This window comes from Chondrinema litorale, assembly GCF_026250525.1.
GTDB lineage: Bacteria > Bacteroidota > Bacteroidia > Cytophagales > Flammeovirgaceae > Chondrinema > Chondrinema litorale.
This window is the reverse complement of record NZ_CP111055.1, coordinates 126,553-147,571: the sequence shown is the minus strand read 5'-3', so window position 1 is coordinate 147,571 and position 21,019 is coordinate 126,553. Positions and strand designations below refer to the sequence as shown.

At 32.4% G+C, this 21,019-nt stretch carries 22 protein-coding genes; 17 read left to right on the top strand and 5 right to left on the bottom strand.

Annotated elements, in window-relative coordinates; translation table 11 throughout:
* Window positions 1-9: 9 nt before the first annotated feature.
* The 15 genes from OQ292_RS34410 to OQ292_RS34340 all read left to right on the top strand — a co-directional run bounded on the left by OQ292_RS34410 (window position 10) and on the right by OQ292_RS34340 (window position 15,591).
* Window positions 10-1,320 (top strand): MFS transporter, encoded by a 1,311-nt coding sequence (locus tag OQ292_RS34410; RefSeq protein WP_284688671.1) that lies wholly within the window; start codon window positions 10-12, stop codon window positions 1,318-1,320.
* A gap of 12 nt (window positions 1,321-1,332) precedes the next feature.
* Window positions 1,333-2,094 (top strand): SDR family NAD(P)-dependent oxidoreductase, encoded by a 762-nt coding sequence (locus tag OQ292_RS34405; RefSeq protein ID WP_284688670.1) that lies wholly within the window; start codon window positions 1,333-1,335, stop codon window positions 2,092-2,094.
* Between the two features lie 47 nt (window positions 2,095-2,141).
* On the top strand, window positions 2,142-2,894 hold the full coding sequence (locus OQ292_RS34400; RefSeq protein ID WP_284688669.1) for a sulfite exporter TauE/SafE family protein: 753 nt from the start codon (window positions 2,142-2,144) through the stop codon (window positions 2,892-2,894).
* A gap of 139 nt (window positions 2,895-3,033) precedes the next feature.
* Window positions 3,034-4,080, top strand: a complete 1,047-nt coding sequence (locus OQ292_RS34395; protein ID WP_284688668.1) for a sugar kinase — start codon at window positions 3,034-3,036, stop codon at window positions 4,078-4,080.
* A 42-nt stretch (window positions 4,081-4,122) separates the two neighbouring features.
* Window positions 4,123-5,340, top strand: a complete 1,218-nt coding sequence (locus OQ292_RS34390) for a 6-phosphofructokinase (RefSeq protein ID WP_284688667.1) — start codon at window positions 4,123-4,125, stop codon at window positions 5,338-5,340.
* Window positions 5,341-5,622: 282 nt separating this feature from the next.
* The gene (locus OQ292_RS34385; protein WP_284688666.1) at window positions 5,623-7,938 is read left to right on the top strand and encodes a chondroitinase-B domain-containing protein; all 2,316 of its coding nucleotides are present in this window, start codon (window positions 5,623-5,625) and stop codon (window positions 7,936-7,938) included.
* Between the two features lie 138 nt (window positions 7,939-8,076).
* A complete protein-coding gene (locus OQ292_RS34380; protein WP_284688665.1) occupies window positions 8,077-8,820 on the top strand; it encodes a hypothetical protein in 744 nt (247 codons plus the stop codon).
* A gap of 171 nt (window positions 8,821-8,991) precedes the next feature.
* Complete coding sequence (locus tag OQ292_RS34375; RefSeq protein WP_284688664.1) at window positions 8,992-10,305, top strand: alpha-L-fucosidase; 1,314 nt, start codon at window positions 8,992-8,994, stop codon at window positions 10,303-10,305.
* A gap of 39 nt (window positions 10,306-10,344) precedes the next feature.
* Window positions 10,345-10,881 (top strand): hypothetical protein, encoded by a 537-nt coding sequence (locus OQ292_RS34370; protein ID WP_284688663.1) that lies wholly within the window; start codon window positions 10,345-10,347, stop codon window positions 10,879-10,881.
* A gap of 103 nt (window positions 10,882-10,984) precedes the next feature.
* Window positions 10,985-11,320 carry an ArsR/SmtB family transcription factor gene (locus tag OQ292_RS34365; RefSeq protein WP_284688662.1) on the top strand — a complete coding sequence of 112 codons (336 nt, stop codon included), beginning with the start codon at window positions 10,985-10,987 and terminating at the stop codon, window positions 11,318-11,320.
* 84 nt (window positions 11,321-11,404) lie between these two features.
* Entirely contained in the window at window positions 11,405-12,025 is a 621-nt protein-coding gene (locus tag OQ292_RS34360) for an arsenate-mycothiol transferase ArsC (RefSeq protein ID WP_284688661.1), read from the top strand.
* A 5-nt stretch (window positions 12,026-12,030) separates the two neighbouring features.
* Complete coding sequence (locus OQ292_RS34355; protein ID WP_284688660.1) at window positions 12,031-12,747, top strand: low molecular weight phosphatase family protein; 717 nt, start codon at window positions 12,031-12,033, stop codon at window positions 12,745-12,747.
* A gap of 8 nt (window positions 12,748-12,755) precedes the next feature.
* Window positions 12,756-13,799 carry an ACR3 family arsenite efflux transporter gene (arsB, locus tag OQ292_RS34350; RefSeq protein WP_431733802.1) on the top strand — a complete coding sequence of 348 codons (1,044 nt, stop codon included), beginning with the start codon at window positions 12,756-12,758 and terminating at the stop codon, window positions 13,797-13,799.
* Between the two features lie 120 nt (window positions 13,800-13,919).
* The gene (locus OQ292_RS34345; protein ID WP_284688659.1) at window positions 13,920-14,744 is read left to right on the top strand and encodes a DUF6503 family protein; all 825 of its coding nucleotides are present in this window, start codon (window positions 13,920-13,922) and stop codon (window positions 14,742-14,744) included.
* Window positions 14,745-14,820: 76 nt separating this feature from the next.
* Entirely contained in the window at window positions 14,821-15,591 is a 771-nt protein-coding gene (locus OQ292_RS34340) for an SDR family NAD(P)-dependent oxidoreductase (RefSeq protein WP_284688658.1), read from the top strand.
* 397 nt (window positions 15,592-15,988) lie between these two features.
* Here OQ292_RS34340 and OQ292_RS34335 read toward each other — a convergent pair whose 3' ends face one another.
* From OQ292_RS34335 to OQ292_RS34325, 3 genes are read right to left on the bottom strand one after another with little or no spacing between them, the layout of a single operon-like run.
* Window positions 15,989-16,363, bottom strand: a complete 375-nt coding sequence (locus OQ292_RS34335; RefSeq protein ID WP_284688657.1) for a type II toxin-antitoxin system VapC family toxin — start codon at window positions 16,361-16,363, stop codon at window positions 15,989-15,991.
* Window positions 16,360-16,581, bottom strand: coding sequence for a hypothetical protein (locus tag OQ292_RS34330; protein WP_284688656.1), 222 nt, complete (start codon window positions 16,579-16,581; stop codon window positions 16,360-16,362). The genes OQ292_RS34335 and OQ292_RS34330 overlap by 4 nt, the downstream gene beginning before the upstream one ends.
* A gap of 46 nt (window positions 16,582-16,627) precedes the next feature.
* Entirely contained in the window at window positions 16,628-16,984 is a 357-nt protein-coding gene (locus tag OQ292_RS34325; protein ID WP_284688655.1) for a helix-turn-helix domain-containing protein, read from the bottom strand.
* 248 nt (window positions 16,985-17,232) lie between these two features.
* Between OQ292_RS34325 and OQ292_RS34320 the strand changes: the two genes are divergently transcribed.
* Both OQ292_RS34320 and OQ292_RS34315 read left to right on the top strand, forming a co-directional pair.
* Window positions 17,233-18,183 (top strand): RHS repeat-associated core domain-containing protein, encoded by a 951-nt coding sequence (locus OQ292_RS34320; RefSeq protein ID WP_284688654.1) that lies wholly within the window; start codon window positions 17,233-17,235, stop codon window positions 18,181-18,183.
* A gap of 42 nt (window positions 18,184-18,225) precedes the next feature.
* Complete coding sequence (locus tag OQ292_RS34315; protein WP_284688653.1) at window positions 18,226-18,861, top strand: hypothetical protein; 636 nt, start codon at window positions 18,226-18,228, stop codon at window positions 18,859-18,861.
* Window positions 18,862-19,481: 620 nt separating this feature from the next.
* Here the strand turns inward: OQ292_RS34315 and OQ292_RS34310 are convergent.
* Window positions 19,482-20,249, bottom strand: a complete 768-nt coding sequence (locus tag OQ292_RS34310) for an SDR family oxidoreductase (RefSeq protein WP_284688652.1) — start codon at window positions 20,247-20,249, stop codon at window positions 19,482-19,484.
* 80 nt (window positions 20,250-20,329) lie between these two features.
* The gene (locus OQ292_RS34305; protein WP_284688276.1) at window positions 20,330-20,899 is read right to left on the bottom strand and encodes a Crp/Fnr family transcriptional regulator; all 570 of its coding nucleotides are present in this window, start codon (window positions 20,897-20,899) and stop codon (window positions 20,330-20,332) included.
* Between the last annotated feature and the right edge of the window lie 120 nt (window positions 20,900-21,019).

Here is a 21,019-nt window from a genome sequence, read left to right as displayed (position 1 = left end):
TCAAATAATATGAAAGTTAAGGGACTTAGATGGTGGGTGATTGGACTTATTGCCCTTGCTACTATAATCAATTACATTGATAGACAATCTATCAATGTGCTCTGGCCAGAAATTTCAGAACAGCTTTATCCAGACAAAACACTTGATGAAAGAAAAGAAATTTACTCACTAATCTCAGTAATTTTTGTTTTCTCATATGCTTTTGGTCAAGCCATTTTTGGTAAAATCTTCGATTGGATAGGGACTCGATTGGGATTTGGGTTATCAATAGGTATATGGTCAGTGGCTACTGCATTGCATGCCTTGGCCCGATCCTTTGCTGGATTTGCTATATTTAGGTCAATTCTAGGAATAGCTGAAGCAGGAAACTGGCCCGGAGCAGCAAAAGGAAATGCTGAATGGTTTCCTACAAAAGAGCGTGCTTTTGCTCAAGGATTGTTTAATTCTGGAGCTGCAGTTGGCGGAATTATTTCTATACCACTTATTGCCTTTTTGACAGTTTATTTCCATTGGCAAATGATTTTTATTTTTATTGGTATAGCCGGTTTTTTATGGCTATTACCTTGGATGTATATGGTGAAATCACCACCCAAACATCACCCATGGATTACAGATAATGAACGTAAATATATTTTAGATGGACAAAAAAACGAAGAAATAAGTGATGGAGAAGAAATTGAAGACGCACCATCCGAAAAAATATTAATTCACAAGCAAAGTTGGGGAGTAATTATAGCCTCAGCGGCTATTGATCCAATATGGTGGTTATTTGTTTTTTGGATCCCAATTTACCTGTCTGAGGTTTATGGAATGGATGTAAAAGGAATTGGTATCTATGGTTGGGTGCCATATGTTGGAGCAATGTTGGGTGCATGGTTCGGAGGTTTATTTGCTCAAAATAGAATGAAAGCAGGCTGGGATGTAAACAGAACAAGAAAAACTGTGATCACATTGGGTTGTTTAATTATGCTTCCTGCTTTGATTGCCATGGCAAATCCTGGTGAACCCATCACTGCTGTATTGATAATGGCTGTTATCCTTTTTGGCTTCCAAACGACAATAGGAAATGTTCAAACCTTACCTAGTGATTTTTTCAGCGGAAAATCTGTAGGCACCTTATCTGGCTTTGCAGGAATGGCTGCAAAGCTAACTGCAGCGGGGCTAACTTATTTGGTTCCATGGTTAACTATGGGAGGAAATTATACACCTGCATTTGTAATCGGGGCTGCACTAGCTCTCATTGCACTTGCTGGAGTATGGATTTTATGTGGAAAAATAGAACCCATTAAATTAAAAAAAACAAGTCACTTAACATTTTAAATAAAAAATTAGATGGAACAAGAAAATAAAGTAGCAATAATCACAGGTGCAACTGGTGGTATTGGTTTCGAAGTTGCTAAAAGATTAGGCAAAGATGGTTATACTGTTATATTGAATGGCATTGATGATGAAGCAGGAGCAAAAAGAATAGAAGAACTTAGTAATGAAGGAATTAATGCAAAGTATTATGGTTTTGATGTTACTAATGAAGAGGCTGTTATCTCAAATATAAAGGCCATAGGAGAAAAATTTGGTAAAATTGATGTTTTGGTAAACAATGCAGGAGGATTAGGTGGAAGATCAAGGTTTGAAGAAATGACCACGGAGTTCTATCGATTTGTTATGGCTTTAAATCTAGACTCAGTATTTTTTACTTCAAGAGCAGCTATTCCGTTTCTTAAAAAAGGAGATCATCCTTCGATAATTAATTATACTTCAAATGCTGGTTGGAATGCTGGTGGACCTGGTGCCGGAATCTATGGAACTTCTAAAGCAGGAGTTCATGCTATTACAAGAGCATTGGCAAAAGATTTAGCTGAATATGGAATTAGAGTAAATGCAGTTTCTCCTGGAACAATAGATACACCATTTCATGCTCAGATTAAGTCAACTAAACCAGAAGTATTTGCATCATGGAAAAACAATATTTTATTAGGAAGATTAGGTGAACCTGAAGAGGTAGCCTCAGTTGTATCTTTCTTAGCTAGTAAAGACGCATCATTTATTACTGCAGAGACCATTCAAATAGGTGGAGGACAAGCTTTAGGAATATAAATAGGTTTCAGGAAATAATAGCTAATTAGCTACAATAGATTTTAGTTTTGAATTTACTAGATTCTTTCATTTTAGCTTTTGTTGGCATAGCAGCTGGATTTCTAAACGTTGTGGCAGGGGGTGGCTCTTTGTTAACATTACCTTTATTAATTTTCATGGGGTTACCACCAGCTATGGCTAATGGTACTAATCGAGTAGCCATACTTTTGCAAAACGTTTTTGCAATCAATAAATTCAGAAGATCAGGAATAGTTGATTTTCAGTACAGCATATACTTGGGTTTAGCCGCAATACCTGGTGCAGTTTTAGGGGGCTTTTTAGCATTAGATATCAAAGGAGAAATCTTTAATAGAGTCCTATCAATTATTATGTTAGTAGTAGGATTAATAATTGTATTTGGATCACCCAAAAAACGAACTACTAGTATCATCATAAATGAAAAGAAAAATATCTGGATTGGAATAATTGTATTTTTCTTTATAGGAGTTTATGGAGGGTTTATACATGCAGGAGTCGGCTTTTTTATGATTTTCGCACTAGATAAGATACACAGCTTTTCTATGGCTAAGATTAATAGTATTAAGGTTATTGTAGCATTTATTTATACGCTCGCAGTACTTATAATTTTTATATTCAATGAATTAATCCATTGGCAAATTGGCTTTGCATTGGCAATTGGGACTTCTTTAGGAGGCTGGCTTGGGGGTTATTTCTCCATAAAAAAAGACGAAAAATGGATCAAAGTATTTTTGCTGATTGCAATAGTGACTCTTTCAATAAAACTATGGGTTTTAAACTGAAAAAATAATACTGATCAAAACTCTTTTTTATCCCCCTCCTTTTTTTAACTGATGAGTTTAAAGCAGCATGTGAGGGATTAAAATCATACTTATCATATAATCAAGATAAAAGTTATAAAAAATATTTAGATATAAAGAAATGGAAAAAGTTGTAACATTTGGGGAAATTATGCTTCGATTAGCCCCACAAGAATTCTTGAGATTTTCACAAGCAAATAGTTTTGATGTTATATATGGAGGTGGTGAGTCAAATGTGGCTGTATCACTGGCAAACTATGGTGTACCAGTAGAATTTATAACAAGACTTCCAGAAAATGATTTAGGAAAATGTGCAATGATGGAAATGCGCAAGAGAGGAGTTAAAACTGATAATATCGTTTGGGGTGGAGAAAGATTAGGAATTTATTTCCTTGAAACTGGTGCTGTGTCTCGAGGGAGTAAAGTGGTGTACGACAGAGCTAATTCTGCTATGTCAGAAATAAAACCTGGTATGGTAGATTGGGAGAAAGTGTTTGACGGAGCTACTTGGTTTCATTGGACTGGTATTACACCTGCAATTTCACAGAGTGCTGCTGATGCTTGCCTTGAGGCAGTAATTATAGCAAGTGAAATGGGACTTACAGTTTCAACAGATTTAAACTACAGAGCTAAACTATGGAAATACTGTGATAATAAAAAACGTGAAGGGATAATGGAAAAACTTACAGCTCATTGTGATATTGTGCTCGGAAATGAAGAAGATGCAGAAATGCATTTTGGAATTAAACCAGAAGGTATTTCTGTACAAACAGAGGGTCATAATGTTAAAGCAGAAGCTTTTTTATCTGTTTGTCAGCAAATGATGAAAAAATTTCCTAAGGCTAAAAAAGTAATAACTACACTTCGAGGATCAATCTCTGCTTCTCATAATTCATGGGCTGGAGTGTTATATGATGGCAAAAAGATGTTGGAAACACGACAGTATCAGATCACACATATTGTAGATCGAGTAGGAGGAGGAGATTCATTTATGGGAGGATTGATATATGGATTGTTAAAGTATCCTGAAGACGATCAAAATGCACTTGACTTTGCTGTAGCAGCTTCTTGTTTAAAACATACTATTAAAGGTGATGCTAATTTAGTAACTGTTTCAGAAGTTGAAAAGCTTATGGGGGGAGATGCTTCAGGTAGAGTCTCCAGATAATTAATAAGATAAGTTTTTCAACATTTTACTTAAATATATAATATGAACCCTTCAGTATTAATAATATGTGGGGGTGGACCAGCACCTGGAATAAATACCGTAATTGCAACTGTAGCTAAGGTATTTTTAAAAGATGGTTATCGAGTACTTGGTGTTCATCATGGTTATAAGGGATTATTCTCTGATGAATATGAGACAAAAGAATTTGACTTTGACCATGCAGATCGAATTGCTAGCAGAGGTGGCTCTACATTAATCATGTCACGTTTCAAACCAAAAGACGCTGATTTTAATGCTAAAATATTCATTAAAGAAAATGTAAAACTTTTGGTGACTATTGGAGGAGATGATACTGCTTCAACTGCTAATCGTGTTAGTAAATTTTTATTAAATCAAGGTATAAATATTAGCAACATACATGTTCCAAAAACTATAGATAATGATTTGCCTCTTCCTGACCGAAACCCAACATTTGGGTTTCACTCTGCAAAAGATGAAGGTGTAAGAATTGGGAATACAGTTTATGAAGATGCAAGAACTGCGAGGCAATGGTTCGTTCTTTCTACAATGGGGCGTTCTGCTGGACATCTAGCATTTGGCATAGCAACTGGATGTCATTTTCCTATGATGATTATACCAGAGATGTTTAATAAAACTGAAATATCTTTAAAAAAAATCATCAACCTTATGATCTCTTCAATAATTAAAAGAAAACTCATGGGTGTTGAATATGGAGTAACTCTTATTAGCGAAGGTGTATTTCATGTTCTTGATATGAATGAAGTTGTTGAGAGAGGTATCAATTTTACTTATGATGATCATGGCCATCCAGAGTTAGGAAATGTGAGTAAAGCTCATATATTTAATTTAATGCTTCAACAAGAATTACACAATATAGGTATTACTGTTAAAACTAGACCAGTTGAATTGGGATATGAATTGAGATGCTGTCGGCCAATAGGTTTTGACCTTACTCTGTGTTCCCTTTTAGGACTTGGAGTTAAAAAACTATACGATGAAGGGGTTAGTGGTTGTATTGTTAGTGCAAATTCTACAGGAGATATTAAACCATTGTTTCTGGCTGATTTTGAGAAAAATGGAAAGATACCTCCAAGGCTTGTAGATATGGATTCACAAATAGCAAAGTTATTTTTTGAAAGTATGAATTTTCTTAAAAAGAAGGATTATGAACAAGCACGAAAGTATGTATCAAACCCTGAAAATTACGATTTCAACAAAATATTAAATTGGATTGAATAATGGCAAGAATTTGTCAAAGCAGTTAAAGAACCATTCATGCAAGTATAATGCCTATAGAAGGAGTATCTCCTAATGAGATAACCTCTTAAAGGTTGGTTTGAACTTGGTGTTCATTGCATTGGAATGGGATCAAAACTAATTTCTTCAGAAGTGATAAATAATAGAGATTTTGAAGAATTGAAGATAAAGGTATAAGATTGTCTAACATTGATTCAAAAACTCAGATGTTAAGCTGAACTACTAATATATCTTTTCTAATTTCAAGAGAAAATAATATCGAAAATGAAAAACAACCTATTTTTAACTTGTTTTATTCTTCTGTTGTGTTCTTGTAAAGGAAACTCTAACAGTCAGAGTATTTATGTGAAGGGATTTGATGAATTAAGGAATGCAATTAAACAATCAACACCTGGTACTGAGATTATACTAGCTAATGGTGAATGGAATGATGTCGAGATTGAGTTTTATGGTGTTGGTACAAATGATCGCCCTATTACACTTAGAGCAGAAACTCCAGGTGAAGTAATCATTCAAGGAAAGTCGGATCTAAAATTGGGTGGAGAATATCTTGTTGTAAAAGGGCTTTATTTTACTAATGGTGCCTCACCATCACAATCTGTTATACAGTTTTTTATTAATAAAGATACTCTTGCAAATAATTGTCGAGTAACAAATTGTGTAATTAAAGATTTTAATAAAACTCAACGTGATATGACAGATCTTTGGGTACTTTTTATGGGTCGATATAATCAACTCGACCATTGCTATTTAGCAGGAAAATCTAATAGAGGACCTACAATAAGAATAGATCTAGAAGGAAATAAAAGTATAAAAAACTATCATAAAATTAACGATAATTATTTTGGCCCACGTCCACCAAAAGGTGGCCCCAGTGCAGAAACAATTCAAATTGGCAATAGTAGTACATCAATGACCCCAAGTCATACACTTATTACTAATAATCTTTTCAATAAATGTAATGGTGAGGTTGAAGTTATTTCTAGTAAATCTAATTTTAATGAATTTAGAAATAATGTTTTTTATAAAAGTCAAGGATCATTAGTTACCCGACATGGTAATTATTGTATAATTGATGGGAACTTCTTTATAGGAGATGAAAACTCTCCACAAGTGGGAGGTGTACGTCTCATTGGGACAGGTCATTGGGTGACTAATAATTATTTCTATAATCTCCATGGCAAGATTTTTAGAGCTCCACTTGCTATGATGAATGGTATTAAACGACCTGCTGTTAATAGATATTTTCAAGTAACTGATGTAGTAGTTGCTTATAATACATGGGTTAATTGCACATCTCCATGGCAATTTGGAGTAGGTTCAAATACAGACCAAAAAGATGTATTACCTCCTTCTGAAATTAGATCTGAGGCACCTATAAGAACAATAGTAGCCAATAATTTAGTATACAATTCTAAGGGAGACAAAATACCTATAATTCGTTATGATTCAATTGATGGTATTGAATTTAAAAACAATGTGATCAACAATCAAGAGGTAAAGTTTAGAGAGGTAGATGGTCTTGAAGAAATGGATTTCTACATGAGTCAACTAGAGGAAAACCTTTTAATACCATCTGTCAATTTATATAATGCAGAAGTATATAATGGATTTGAGTTTGATCATATTGATCAAGATATTTTAGGATACTCTAGAAAAGAAAGCAATTCAATTGGTGCTATAAATGAGAGTAACGTGCAAGAACCAAAAATGATGGATTGGTCGAAGTATGGACCATATTGGTTTAATTCTACTCAAGATAATAGTGGCAATAAAAAATATTCAGCTAGTTCAGTTGAGAAAATAATTGAAGCTTTAGAAATTGCCCAAGATGGCGATACAATTGAATTGGCAACTAATCATCTTGAATTTTATAAATCAATTAAAATTAATAAGAACATAATCATTAAAGCTGCTAATACAAGCTCTAAAACAGTTCTTGCTTACTCTGGTGCTGCAGAAACTCCTGCATTTGAAATGAACCCGAAAGGAAAGCTTACTTTGAGTTCAATTACTCTAAAAGGTAATATGAATAATTACGCTTTTGCGAGTTTGAAAGAAAATATGTCTAGTCATTACAATTTGAGTATAAAAGACTGTGAGATATCCAATTTTGATTATGTACTTAAAGCATACAAATTTTCATTTGCTGAGTATATAAAGTTTGAATCCACAGAAATCAAAAATTCTAATAATGGAATTGAATTATCTGAAGAGGACGATGACAAGGGAGAATACAATGCAGAAAATGTTTTAATCATAGATTGTAAATTTGATCATATCAATAAGAATATCATTGATTATTATCGTGGCGGTTATGATGAGTCAACTGTAGGAGGTAATTTGGTTGTTAAAGGGAGTTCATTTACTAATTGCGGCAATGATGGGGAAAGCAGTGTTTTGATTAATACATATGGAATAATTCATGTAAATATTACCGAAAATAAGTTTCAAGACAATCAAGTAAAGTTTGTAGCTAGACTTTGGGGGGCCAAAAATAATTCTGAGTCTAATAATAATATCTTGAATTCAGGTCAGATTATTACTGAACAGAATTTACCTCTAAAATTAATGTATTAATCATAATATATACATACCATGAATAATGTAAACTTCTTTAAATATAAATCGATTACGTTAATATTTGTTCTGAGTATTATTACTATGTCATGTTCCTCGAGCTATAAGTCGCCAAAAATTGTTGTTCAGGACTTAAAAATGGAATTCTCTTCAAGTGCGCAAACCTTTACAGAAGAATTATTAGAAGGAGAAATAATAGATACTAAAATTGAGCATAAAGCTTTTATTGGTCCAATAAAAGAAACACTAATCTTTCCTAAAGACAGTATTACAATGTTAATATTTATCAAAGGAAGTGGCTTTCTCAAGACTGACTCTATGTCATATCATACTGTTCCAGAATCAATTGCGATTCCGATGAATAAAAATAGCAGTTTCCAACTTGAATTATCTAATAGCGAAGAACTACATTATTTAATGTTTACAAAAAAATTGTCAAGCCAAGATATAGAAAATTTTCCTGAAGAAAATAAATATGATCTCTTTTTTACACGATTTGAAGATTGTGAGCCATATACTGAAAAAATAAAAAGTCCTAATACGGTGAGTAGAACAGTGTTACCTGCTGATATTATTCCAAGAGTTTCACTTGGAACTGTTGAGGCTGTGGGACCCGATGAGGTAGGAGCTCATAAGCATCCTATGCTTGATCAATTATTCTTAGGATTAACTAATAATGATATTATCGTGCATGCAGATGATGCTTCAACTGAGTTTAAAGAATACTCTTTGTTACATATACCTATTGGCTCCAGTCATTGGGTAACTGTAGCCGAAAACAAAAAAATGTATTATATGTGGATGGATTTTTTCTTGACAAAAGAAGGTCAAGAATGGTTAAAAACACATAAACCAATGAGTATTGATGAAAATGAACCCTGAAGTGAATTTATTCTTTAGGATAATTCCCTATTATTCTATTTTTTTGTGTTGTAACAATCTATATCAGAGCATTAGATTTTAGTGGTTAAATGCTATACTACGTATAAAAAAACTGTGAGGTGATTTATTTTTAGAAATAATTATCTTAACATGTTATAACCAACACGTAAAATGAAAAAAGCGATCTTTATACTTTTATTAAATCTATTATACTTTTTAAGCCAGGCACAAAAATACCCATATTCTATGCCTGATTATACTCCTACTGAAGAAAATTTAGCTAAAAGAAGTGAATTTCAAGATATGAAGTTTGGCATGTTTATACACTGGGGTATTTATAGTGTTTTAGGAGATGGGGAATGGGTGATGTTTCAACAAAAAATTCCCTATGATAGTTATAAAAGACTAGCCTATTTTTTTAATCCACAATCTTTTAATGCTAAAGAATGGGTTCAAATAGCTAAGTCTGCAGGAATGAAATATATCACCATTACTAGCCGCCATCATGATGGTTTTAGTATGTTTAAGACAGATGCCTCTTCTTATAATATTATAGAAGCTTCACCTTATGGCAAAGATCCTTTAAAAGAACTTGCCGAGGAATGTGAAAAAGAAGGTATCAAACTTAATTTTTATTATTCTTTGTTAGACTGGGGTAGAGAAGATTATGGGTTTAATAAAAAAATAATTGATGGTTCACCCGAAGATACAGATTGGGCAAATTACATAAATTTTATGAAAGCCCAACTGACAGAATTACTAACCAACTATGGTGAAATTGGGACAATTTGGTTTGATGGACATTGGGAGCGTAAAAATGCTAATTGGCATTATGATGAAATTTATAAACTAATACATGAATTAAGCCCTAAAACATTAATAGGTAATAATCATCATATGACTCCTATTGCAGGAGAAGATTTTCAGATGTTTGAGAGAGATTTACCAGGAGATAATAAAAGTGGATATAATGAAGGAGTTAAAGTTAGTGAACTTCCATTAGAATCTTGTGAAACAATGAATAAGACTTGGGGTTTCAATATTAGAGATAACAATTATAAGTCTACAAAACAGATTTTACATTACTTAATTAATACAGCAGGAAGGAATGCCAATCTTCTATTGAATATAGGCCCAATGCCTAATGGAGAAATACAACCCGAATTTGTAAACACACTTAAAGAAGTGGGGGAGTGGACTCAACAATATGGTGAAAGTATATATGGTACTAGAGGTAAAGTAATTCAACCTCAAGAATGGGGAACTATTACTCAAAAAGATAACATACTATATGTACATATTTTAAACTCAAATAATAAATCTTATATATTTATTCCAGAATTAAATAAAAAAATAATTTCAGCTACTTCTTTTGATGGAAGGCAAAAAATTAAATTTAAGCAGCAGAAGGAAGGAGTATTTCTTTACCTAGATGAAAGTTATAATGATCCTATTGATTATATAGTGAAATTTGCAATTAAGTAGTAAGACATTTAAATAAAAATTATTTAGAGCACAGTAACTATGACTGATCCAGATTTACAAATATACCTCCCTGCAATTATGTTAGTTGCCTGTTGGTTGACTATTTTTTGGAGACATTTTAGAAAAATCACACAAATAGCTAAAGATATATATGATGTTGATAACATATTGGAATATAATCGCTTAAAAAGGGTTAGTGGATATTTTTGGGTTATATTTTCTGTATTTAGCTTTATGACAATTATTTACTCGCTATTTCCAGATTTATATTATTTGTTCATTCCTCTAGATGTTTTTCATCATCCAATAATAAATTCCATCGGTTTACTTATATTGAAAGTAGCAATTATATGGATATTGGTAGCTCAAATAACTATTGACAAAGAGCTTTATAAATATTCCAAAGATATTGAGAGTCTTTCTGCAATGGAGTTGGTTAGATATTCCGAACAAACGTTATTAGCAGGAATGTTGGTTTTTTTTATTGGTTTTTTTACGACTATAACAAACTTCATTGGGTTTTTGCTAGTAATATTGGGTATATACATTTATCATAAAATGTTCTACATTAATTAATTATAATAAGTTGTGATAGCTATTTGCTTAATAAGGCGATCATTAAAATAATTTGCATTAAATTAAAATCAATCGTATTATTGCAATAACACAATTGAAATAAATGGGGATATCTAAAACTAACCTTTTTTCAGAAGATCAAAATCAAATTGCTATTGCAGCAAAAGCATTTGCTCATCCTGCGCGAGTAGCAATTATTCAATATTTATTGAAATCTAACGCATGTATAAATGGAGATTTAGTTCAGGAGTTGGGACTGGCTCAGGCCACCATTAGTCAACATCTTAAAGAATTAAAAGATATTGGTATTATTAAAGGAAATATTGAAGGATCGAGAATAAATTATTGTATTAGTCCAACTAGATGGGAAGAGATTAAAATACAATTCAATGAATTATTTAATCAATTTCAGAATCCTAATACAGATAATTGTTGTTAAAAAAATTTAATCACACATATCGTAATATTGCAATATTACAAATTCATGGATTTACTGTTACACTTTGCTAATTATTAACTCAGAATGGAAAATAAACAACTTAAAAAATACATTGACGAGCTTAAAACTGAATTTGGTCAAATTCCTTTAGAGCGTAAAACATTACTTGAACAGTTAACAGCTTTTCTGCAGGATAATTTACAAGAAAAGGGTAAAGCCGATCTAATTTTGATTTGTACTCACAATTCCAGAAGGAGCCATTTTGCTCAGGTTTGGGCACAAATAGCTGCTTTCTATTATGGAATTAAAAATGTTTACGCCTATTCTGGTGGTACGGAGTCAACTGCTATGTATCACATGGCAGCTCATGCGCTGAAAAAAGCAGGGTTGGAAATCAAAAAACTATCCGAAGGTGCCAATCCAGTTTACAGCATCAAATATGATGTTGATCAACCTGCAATTATTGGATTCTCGAAAACTTATCATGATAGTTTCAATGTGCAAAATGGCTTTGCGGCTATAATGACTTGCTCTCATGCTGATGCAAATTGCCCATTTATACCTACTGCTGCTAAAAGGATATCTATTCCATATGATGATCCTAAAGAGTATGACAATACTGCTAAGCAAGAAGTAAAATATGATGAGCGATGTAGGGATATTGCTCGGGAAATGTTCTATGTATTTTCTATCATTAAAAATTAAATAGTATGAAAATTAAAATGTTATTCTCCATCATTTTCGTATTACTATTAAATATGAGCAATACGATTCAAGCCCAAAACTTTAATAATAAGTTAAAAAAATACACCAATCAGGTGGTTAAAGAGTTTCATCTAATTGATGAAAGTCGAAGGACTGATTTAAAAGAAATTGGAGATTTTTTACTCAATGATATTCAAGAAGATGGCAAAACAAATGTCATTATTATTTGCACGCATAATTCTCGTAGAAGTCATATTTCTCAGCTTTGGCTTCAAACAGCTGCCATTTATTATGGTATTAATGGAATACAAGTTTTTTCAGGTGGTTTAGAAGCTACAGCATTCCATCCTAATGCAGTGGATGCTTTAGATAGAGTAGGCTTTACTACTTCAAGTGTTCGGTCTGGAGGTAATCCCGTTTATACGCTCTCTAATGGTATTTCTTCTTATATTTTATATTCAAAGAAGTATACAGACCATCAAAATCCTCAAAAAGATTTTACAGCTATTATGGTATGTTCTGATGCAGATAAATCATGTCCAATTGTACAGGGGGCTGATGAAAGATTCTCTCTGCCTTTTGAAGACCCAAGGTACTATGATGACACTCCCTCTCAAAATACTAAATATGACGAAACGGTACGATTAATTGCTAGAGAAATGTTCTATTTGGCAGATTATATCAAAGATAAAATCAACATAAAATTAGAAACGAAAAAATAAAGACCGATTTGAAAAAGTTAAATTTTCTTGATCAATACCTAACCCTTTGGATATTTCTTGCGATGGCATTAGGGGTAGGTATTGGTTATTTATTCCCTTCAACACCTGCTATAATCAATACTTTCAGTAGTGGAAGTACCAATATTCCAATTGCTATTGGCTTAATTCTGATGATGTACCCACCCTTAGCCAAGGTCAATTATAAACTGTTGCCACAGGTTTTTCGGAATGTAAAAGTGTTGTCTATTTCACTTTTGCTCAATTGGATCATTGGCCCAGTATTGATGTTTGTTTTGGCACTAATCTTTTTGCAGGACTATCCTGAGTATATGGTTGGATTAATACTTATCGGCTTAGCCAGATGTATTGCAATGGTATTGGTTTGGAATGATTTAGCGGAAGGAAGTAGTGAGTACGGTGCAGGGTTAGTTGCCCTCAATAGCATCTTTCAGGTATTTGCATATAGTTTCTACGCATGGATATTTATAACGGTACTTCCGCCTTACTTCGGCTTTGAAGCTGCGATTGTAGAAATATCCATTGCCACCATTGCAGAAAGTGTTGCCATATATTTAGGTATTCCATTTTTAGCGGGACTACTGAGCAGAATCATTCTGGTGAAAGCAAAAGGAGAAGATTGGTACAAAACCAAATTCATCCCAACCATTTCACCCTTGACCTTAATTGCATTGCTATTCACAATCGTTGTAATGTTCTCGTTGAAGGGCGAATTGATTGTACAAATCCCAATGGATGTAGTGAGAATAGCCATTCCACTATTGATTTACTTTGCTGTCATGTTCTTGATTGGATTTTTTGTAAGCAAAGCGATGGGTGCAGAATACGATAAAAACGCAGCAGTAGCCTTTACAGCAGCAGGAAATAATTTCGAATTAGCAATCGCAGTAGCCATTGCCGTGTTCGGCCTCAATTCAGGTGAGGCATTTACAGGTGTGATTGGCCCATTGGTAGAAGTTCCCGCATTGATTTTATTAGTTCGGGTAGCTTTTTGGCTGAGAAAGAAATATTACATCAAAACAAAATTAACTTGATAATGAAAAATATGTACTTGAATATATTTGAAACCTTTATATAGGCTAATTAATTTAGTTGTCTTCTTTTATTTCATAAATCTTCATGTACTTATTAACTAATCAAAAGTTAAGCTTAATATGAATTTAAAAACTATTATAATATTAATAGGTTTCATCTTTTTCTCACTGGGTTGTAACCAGATTTCAAATACGAAAACTCACGAAGAAGATACCAATATTTCTTTTCAGAATAAAGGTCATGAGTTGATTTACCAAATGGTTAGAAAGGTAGGAAGTTACAGCGATTTATTGAAAAAAAATGATGTTACTTACACATATACATATATGACACCAGATGGAAAGAAAAATATATCTATGGAGAAATATCTTTTTAATGGTGAATTATCTTATGGATTCTATTATCAACATGATAAAGTTCTCTCAGATTTAACAGGTCCTATTGAACAAGGATATGATGGAAAAGAATTTTGGCTTAAACATACTGGGCATGTTATAAATGATCATACACTTTTGGAAATAACAGCTTTCAATAGAGCTACAAATTTTTATTGGTTTACCATGATGCAAAAATTGCTAGATTCTGGATTAAACTATGAATACTTAGGAGAAGATAACTTTAATGGGAATGATTATTATGTTGTAAAAGTGTCTTTTAAAAAAATAGATGACAAACCTACAGATATTTATCAACTCTATATAAATAAGAATACTTCTCTGATTGATCAATTTTTATTTACGATTGTGGATAAGGGTGTCATTGATGCACCATTTCTAATGGAAATGCAATACAAAAAAATTGATGGAATGTTAATTCCTTTTAATCGAAGATATAAGAAATCCAATTGGAATGCAGAAGTGACAGATGATCCTTGGATAATAGCAAGATGGTCTGAAATCAGATTTGATAATGGCCTAAAAATAGATGACTTTAGAAAAAACTAATGATATATTGGACTAATTATCTGTAAACTTATTTGAATATCGCAACTACTATTTACACTATAGATATAGAAACAATATGAATTATAATAATAGATTAAAAGATAAAAACATCCTCATTACTGCTGGTGCTCAAGGAATTGGAGAATCAATTACTAAGCATTTTATTGAAAGTAGAGCTAATATTGCTATTCACTATTATTCTAGTGCTGATACTGCAAATCAATTAGTAGAACATGCAATAGGCAAAGGATTAAAGGCTGTTGCAATAAAAGCTGACTTAACAAATGAAGTTGATGCTAATTTTTTGATAGAAAAAACAGTAAATACTTTAGGCGGTATAGATATTCTAATTAATAATGCTGGCTCACTTGTTAGACGTAAAAGTTTAAATGAAATTGATGTTGAGTTCTGGAAAGAAGTAATGGATGTCAATCTCACATCAATGATGTTTGTTATTAGAGCTGCATCTCCTCATCTAACAAAAAATAATAGTAGTAGTATTGTTAATTTAGCATCACTTGCTGGACGTAAAGGTGGTCACCCAGGGTCTTTAGCTTATTCAACTAGTAAAGGGGCTATACTCACACTAACAAGAGCATTAGCTACCGAATTAGGACCTCTTGGCACAAGAGTAAATGCTGTTGCTCCAGGCTTAATTCTTGGTACTTCATTTCACAATAAACATACAACAAAAAAATCTGCAGATACAACTATAGCTAGTATTCCAATCCAACGTGCAGGCAATCCAGATGATGTAGCACGTGCTGTTTTATTCCTTGCAGCTGAATATGATGGCTTTATCACTGGTGCAACACTTGATATTAATGGGGGAGTCTATAATATATAGTTATCATTAAAATCTCTATGATTCATGGTTAAACCTTCGAAGTAATTAAAAAAATTCATTACCTTACAATTTAGTGTAAGGCTATTTTGGCATTAGATATATTAGCCCATAACCCCCATATATGTTAACTATTCCACTTCTTTGGCTAAGCTAGAGTAGGGGAGAAGAATCACTTTCTGGTAGAATCAAAGGCCAAATCGTGGCCTTTAATTTTTAACCTATTCTGCCAAAGGAAATTTTACTATTTTTCATCACTGTAAAACTTATCTACTGTTTAGGCTTAAACCAAATTTTATGGAAGTGAGGTTGCAAGAGTTATTGATTTTCGAAGTAGGTTTTTTTGAAGATTTGGTAATTGCAAAATGTAGCTGAATTGGAAAAAAATGTAAATTATAAACTATGGTTGATATAGCTCAAGCTCTGGAATAAATCTAAAATCTTTCAAATTAAGTGTGTATAGAGGAGTGTCTTCTATAATAGCTGTTGCAGCTATTATAGCATCTGGTACGGCCAATGTATGACTGAGGGCATAACTTTCTACCAATTCTATCATTTTTGCAGATATCTTTTCATTCATCTGGATAATATGTATTTGTCTGAGTGCTTTCTTAATTTTTGCCATTTCTTGCTTATTAAGCGCTCCATACATGAACTCAGCAGCAGTTACAGCACTAATAGCTATATTTTGTATACCTATTTGCTGTACCTCATGAATTATTTGGGAGTTACCCTTAGAAATTTCTATTAAAATATTCGTGTCGCAAAGTATCATTTCTTGTCAGGCCAAGCTTTTTCTCTTATACCATCTAAAGAGACATCTTTATCTTTCCACATTCCTGCAATATCCATAAAATCTCCTTGCTCTTCTTTTTCCTCTTCATCTTTTAGCGTTTCTTGAGATGTGATTTCAATGTAGTCAAGATCTTTGATGAGTTCTAGAAAATATTTTAATTTTTCTGCCTTTTTAAATTTTAATGTGATGGTATCCATAGTGATATAATTTTGATAATTTCAAATCAATCAAATAGTATAACAATCATTTATACTGAGTTAGTTGCTGTAATTTCTTTTTAGTTATAAATGCATCAATAAGTTTTTTTACTACATTTTTATCCTCTTCATCTAATTGCTCAAGATCATGAAATTGTCTTAAAAGCTCAGAATCTTTTAAAGTAGCTCTGGCTTTTTCAAACTTCTCCCCGTTAATTAGATAATCTACAGTAGTATTAAGTACAATTGCAAAACGGTTTAATATTTCTGCCGGAGGTTGCGTTCCTTTATTTTCATACCTACTTAGTTGAGCATAAGAAATTTCTATTTTCTTTGCTAACTCTGTTTGAGATAAGCCTAATTGCTTTCTTTTATCTTGTATTCTTTTACCTAAAGTATTCATATACAAAGTCAAATAAGCTATATTTTAACAATCAAATAATATCTATAATGACATAAATTTAGATATAAAATAAATTATATGCAATACAGTTTTTAATTATATGTGCAATACAATTTATTGATAGTATTTAGTTTTTTGATGAGAAATAAATTTTCATGTAATTCAAAATATATGGATTAGTAGTTTGTTTGTATACTTGATTAAAGTATTAGCAAGTTCTACAGATGAAATTGGATTGATATATAAGTGTGAATTACGATTCTAGTTTTATAGTAAAAGAAAACCATTACTATCCTTTCGGATTAAACATGGCCGGAATAGAAAAACAAGGCATCCCAGACCATAAGTTCCAATACAACGGAAAAGAAAAACAAGAAGAGTTTGGACTCAATTGGTATGATTACGAGGCTCGCTCAATGGATGTTCAACTAGGCAGGTTTAACCAAATTGATCCTCATAGTGAAAATTATTACTCTTTGACCCCATATAATTATGTGGCTAATAATCCCATAATCTATATAGATCCTGATGGAAGGGACATAACCTTAGGTGTGGGCGAAGATGACGAAGATAGACGAGAAGATCTGTTTAAAGCCTATGAGAAATTAATTTCCGATGCGTTTGGTGGTAGAGTATCAGCTACAGTTGATAGGGAATCAGGTAAAGTGAGCTTTAGTAGAAGTATAAATAAAGAGACAGGTGAAGCCCAAGATTTTTCATCAAATGGTGAAGAGAATGCTTTCAATCTGTTAAACGACATAGCCGGAAACTCTGATATCCAAGTCAATCAGACTTTGATAGATTCAAATTCTGAAAATATAGAGAATGATGGAAAAACCACAAATGCTTCTGGAATATTATTTGGTTCAGAAAATGGTCACTTAGATCTTGATGATATTAGAAGAGGTATTACTGATGCAAGAATCAAAGACATTACACCTGCAAGATCTTTACTTGTTCACGAAACTGTAGAACAAGCTGAAATGTTTCAAAATGGAGGAGATTTTAAACCAGCCCATCGTACTGCTACAGAAAAAGCAAATACCACTAGGGATTTTCAGAGGGACAATACAGAAGATAGAAAGAATCCAAGAACAAAAACTTTTAGGTTTGGAGGAACATTTAAAACCACCAAAAGACGTATGATTATTACAATACAGTCGAGGGAAAATAACACACTATTAATAAGAAAATATTAAATGTATAGATGTAGTAAGATATTGGTCGTTTTAGTATTGTACATGGTTCAACCCAAACTTTATGCGCAGATATTGCCTGTTGGCGATAGTACATATTTGGATAGGAGACCCAATACTTTCAAAAAAGAAAGGAAACTTTTGTGCGACTATCTTAGTGCGGCACCTTCAGATAGGATTAATGTATTGAAAGGCTATATCCAGTTATTAGAAAAGAATAATGCTATAGGGTTGGGAGATGAGGCAAAATACATGATTTGGGACTTAGTAACATTGAGTAATGTAACTTTTTCTCATGCCTTCTTCACATCTGGCGGCTGGGCAGGGTCTTATTTTACATATAGGTCTAAGGATTTACCTCACCAATTTGAACTTTGGGAAAATGCATTGGTCAAACGACTTTATCTGAAACCTTCTAATCGTACTATCCAAACAATTGAAGTAGCATATTATTATAACCAAATATTTGTAGCCTATGTAAAGAACAGACCCGATAAACGTATCGAGTTCATGGAAATCAACTTATACCATATAGACCCTAAGTATATAAAGTTGATGCAGCTAGACTTGGATACAATATTTGGAGTTGAGACTCCTTCTGTTGTTGTCAAAAAGAATAAAATTGACAAGGAAAACTTTAAAAAAGCGAAAGAGATCTGGCTATCAAAAATGAAAGGTTAAAACATCTCCCACTGGTGTGTAGCCTCTAGCTGCACACCAAATATGAGTTATAATGTTTCATTCATTCTTGGTTTAAAATATACTAGCCCCCAATGTTTATAAAGATGTTGGGGGGTTTGTTATGCGTAAGTTGGTATTGGCATCAAAATGCTACATATCTATATCATCAAGCAGTTCTGCTAGCTCTTTATCTGAGATACTTTCTTTGTCAAATTTATCGTAGATGAATAGTAAAAAGACGGTTTCTTCTGTTACAAGTACATATGTATTTATTCTTGTTCCACCAGATTTTCCTTTAGCGTTTCGAATAATTTGGGTGAGTACAATGGGTTAATACACTGATAATCAACTATTTAAAAAATATCCATAATTTACATTATGTTAATTAAGGTAAATATTTAGCTATTGTTTTACTAAAATATAATACTCATTATCAATCTATTTCATTTCCAACAAGATTTGAAAACTGCTTCGAATCCTATTTAGACTATCTGGTATTTTTTTTTAAATAATTTATTATTTCATCAATTACTAATAGAAAACAATAGCAAAAAAGGATCGAATTTAAGTTGATTCCTTTTTGCTATTAATAAATATAAATTAGCTATTTGGTATTTTCATTACCAACCAATTTCACCTGTCTCAGGATTGGTTTCTTCGCTAAAAAACCTCCCTGTTACACTATTCTCATCAATCAAAGCATATTTTGCAATTCGTTTTCCTGCTTCTTCAACTTCACCACCATTGTAATTTGTAAAATCAGTTTTGGTATAACCAGGATCTACCATATTTACTTTAAATGGTGTATCGCGAAGTTCATAAGCCAAATGTACCGTATACATATTCAAAGCCGATTTTGATGAGCCATATACAGCAAATTTTCCATATGAATATGCCTGCCAATTCGGATCACTTTGAAGTGTAAGCGAACCAACTGTTGAACTGACCATTACAATTCTAGGTTCAGCCGATTTTTTTAATAAATCCAAAAAGGCTTGTGTTACTCTAACCACTCCATAAACATTTGTATCATATACTTCTTTAAATGTGTCTATGGTTGCTTCTGTAGCTGTCCAAGTTTGTGGAATGTAATTGCCATTCTGGTCAAACTTTACTCCACTAATACCTGCATTATTTATTAAAACATCTAAATTTCCTATTCTCTTGCCAAGTTCTACCCTTGCGTTTTTTACTGAATTATTATCAGTTACATCAATCTGAATGGCTTCTACATTTGAATAATCTTGTGCTTTAAGCTTTTCAATAACTTGTAAACCATTTTCCAAGTTTCTGCTTCCGATATAAACATAAAACCCTTTTTGCAAAAGTTGCTTAGCTGTAGCTAAACCAATTCCTTTATTAGCTCCTGTTATAAATGCTGACTTCATTTTTCTTTTAATTTAATTTGTGTACTACAAATTTTGCCTAATAAAAAATGAAATCATTTACCATTTGGTAAAATGCAATTTTAGCGAATGTTTTTTCTTATTCTACTTAATGATTGTTGGGTAATACCTAAGTAGGAAGCAATATAAGACAGAGGTACACGATTAACAAAAGTCGGAAATTTTTCAAGAAATGATAAATACCTTGTAGTCGCATCTTCTGAAACTAATGGACTTCTTGCTTCAATTTTTTGTACCAAACATTTTTCTACTATTTTAGATACAACCTTATCCCAACCGATAATAGTGTTTAAAAGCTCATCCCAATCTTTCTTGGAAAACACAAGCAACTTGCAATTGGTAACAGCTTGTACATATTCAGAAGCTGCCATATTTGCAGCAAAATTTTGATAATCTGTAACAAAATGGTTCTCATCAATTAAATAATTTGTAATTTCTTCACCTCTATTGTTATAGTAACAAAATCGAAAAATTCCTTCAAGAAGAAATCCAACTTGTCTTGGTATTTTTCCTGCTTCCGATAGATAATCGTCTTTATTGATTTCTATTTCTTTCGCTTTCCTTTTTATCAAGTCAATTTGCTGTTTATTTAGATTGCCGAATTGTAAAATATATTCAATAAAATCTTCCATTGCGCAAAGTTAAATCATAGAATAAGTTCTAAATTACCATTTGGTAAAAAGTCTACTAATTGGGGAATTTATGAAATAGTTATTCTAATTTATAAATGAATCAACTATACTATTTTAAAT

What these genes read in the sequence shown, in the direction of transcription:
- OQ292_RS34410 (WP_284688671.1), top strand. Translation starts at nt 10, where the DNA reads ATGAAAGTTAAGGGACTTAGATGGTGGGTGATTGGACTTATTGCCCTT.
- OQ292_RS34405 (WP_284688670.1), top strand. Translation starts at nt 1,333, where the DNA reads ATGGAACAAGAAAATAAAGTAGCAATAATCACAGGTGCAACTGGTGGT.
- OQ292_RS34395 (WP_284688668.1), top strand. Translation starts at nt 3,034, where the DNA reads ATGGAAAAAGTTGTAACATTTGGGGAAATTATGCTTCGATTAGCCCCA.
- OQ292_RS34390 (WP_284688667.1), top strand. Translation starts at nt 4,123, where the DNA reads ATGAACCCTTCAGTATTAATAATATGTGGGGGTGGACCAGCACCTGGA.
- OQ292_RS34385 (WP_284688666.1), top strand. Translation starts at nt 5,623, where the DNA reads ATGAAAAACAACCTATTTTTAACTTGTTTTATTCTTCTGTTGTGTTCT.
- OQ292_RS34380 (WP_284688665.1), top strand. Translation starts at nt 8,077, where the DNA reads ATGGAATTCTCTTCAAGTGCGCAAACCTTTACAGAAGAATTATTAGAA.
- OQ292_RS34375 (WP_284688664.1), top strand. Translation starts at nt 8,992, where the DNA reads ATGAAAAAAGCGATCTTTATACTTTTATTAAATCTATTATACTTTTTA.
- OQ292_RS34370 (WP_284688663.1), top strand. Translation starts at nt 10,345, where the DNA reads ATGACTGATCCAGATTTACAAATATACCTCCCTGCAATTATGTTAGTT.
- OQ292_RS34365 (WP_284688662.1), top strand. Translation starts at nt 10,985, where the DNA reads ATGGGGATATCTAAAACTAACCTTTTTTCAGAAGATCAAAATCAAATT.
- OQ292_RS34360 (WP_284688661.1), top strand. Translation starts at nt 11,405, where the DNA reads ATGGAAAATAAACAACTTAAAAAATACATTGACGAGCTTAAAACTGAA.
- OQ292_RS34355 (WP_284688660.1), top strand. Translation starts at nt 12,031, where the DNA reads ATGAAAATTAAAATGTTATTCTCCATCATTTTCGTATTACTATTAAAT.
- OQ292_RS34345 (WP_284688659.1), top strand. Translation starts at nt 13,920, where the DNA reads ATGAATTTAAAAACTATTATAATATTAATAGGTTTCATCTTTTTCTCA.
- OQ292_RS34340 (WP_284688658.1), top strand. Translation starts at nt 14,821, where the DNA reads ATGAATTATAATAATAGATTAAAAGATAAAAACATCCTCATTACTGCT.
- OQ292_RS34335 (WP_284688657.1), bottom strand. Translation starts at nt 16,363, where the DNA reads ATGATACTTTGCGACACGAATATTTTAATAGAAATTTCTAAGGGTAAC.
- OQ292_RS34330 (WP_284688656.1), bottom strand. Translation starts at nt 16,581, where the DNA reads ATGGATACCATCACATTAAAATTTAAAAAGGCAGAAAAATTAAAATAT.
- OQ292_RS34325 (WP_284688655.1), bottom strand. Translation starts at nt 16,984, where the DNA reads ATGAATACTTTAGGTAAAAGAATACAAGATAAAAGAAAGCAATTAGGC.
- OQ292_RS34315 (WP_284688653.1), top strand. Translation starts at nt 18,226, where the DNA reads ATGGTTCAACCCAAACTTTATGCGCAGATATTGCCTGTTGGCGATAGT.
- OQ292_RS34310 (WP_284688652.1), bottom strand. Translation starts at nt 20,249, where the DNA reads ATGAAGTCAGCATTTATAACAGGAGCTAATAAAGGAATTGGTTTAGCT.
- OQ292_RS34305 (WP_284688276.1), bottom strand. Translation starts at nt 20,899, where the DNA reads ATGGAAGATTTTATTGAATATATTTTACAATTCGGCAATCTAAATAAA.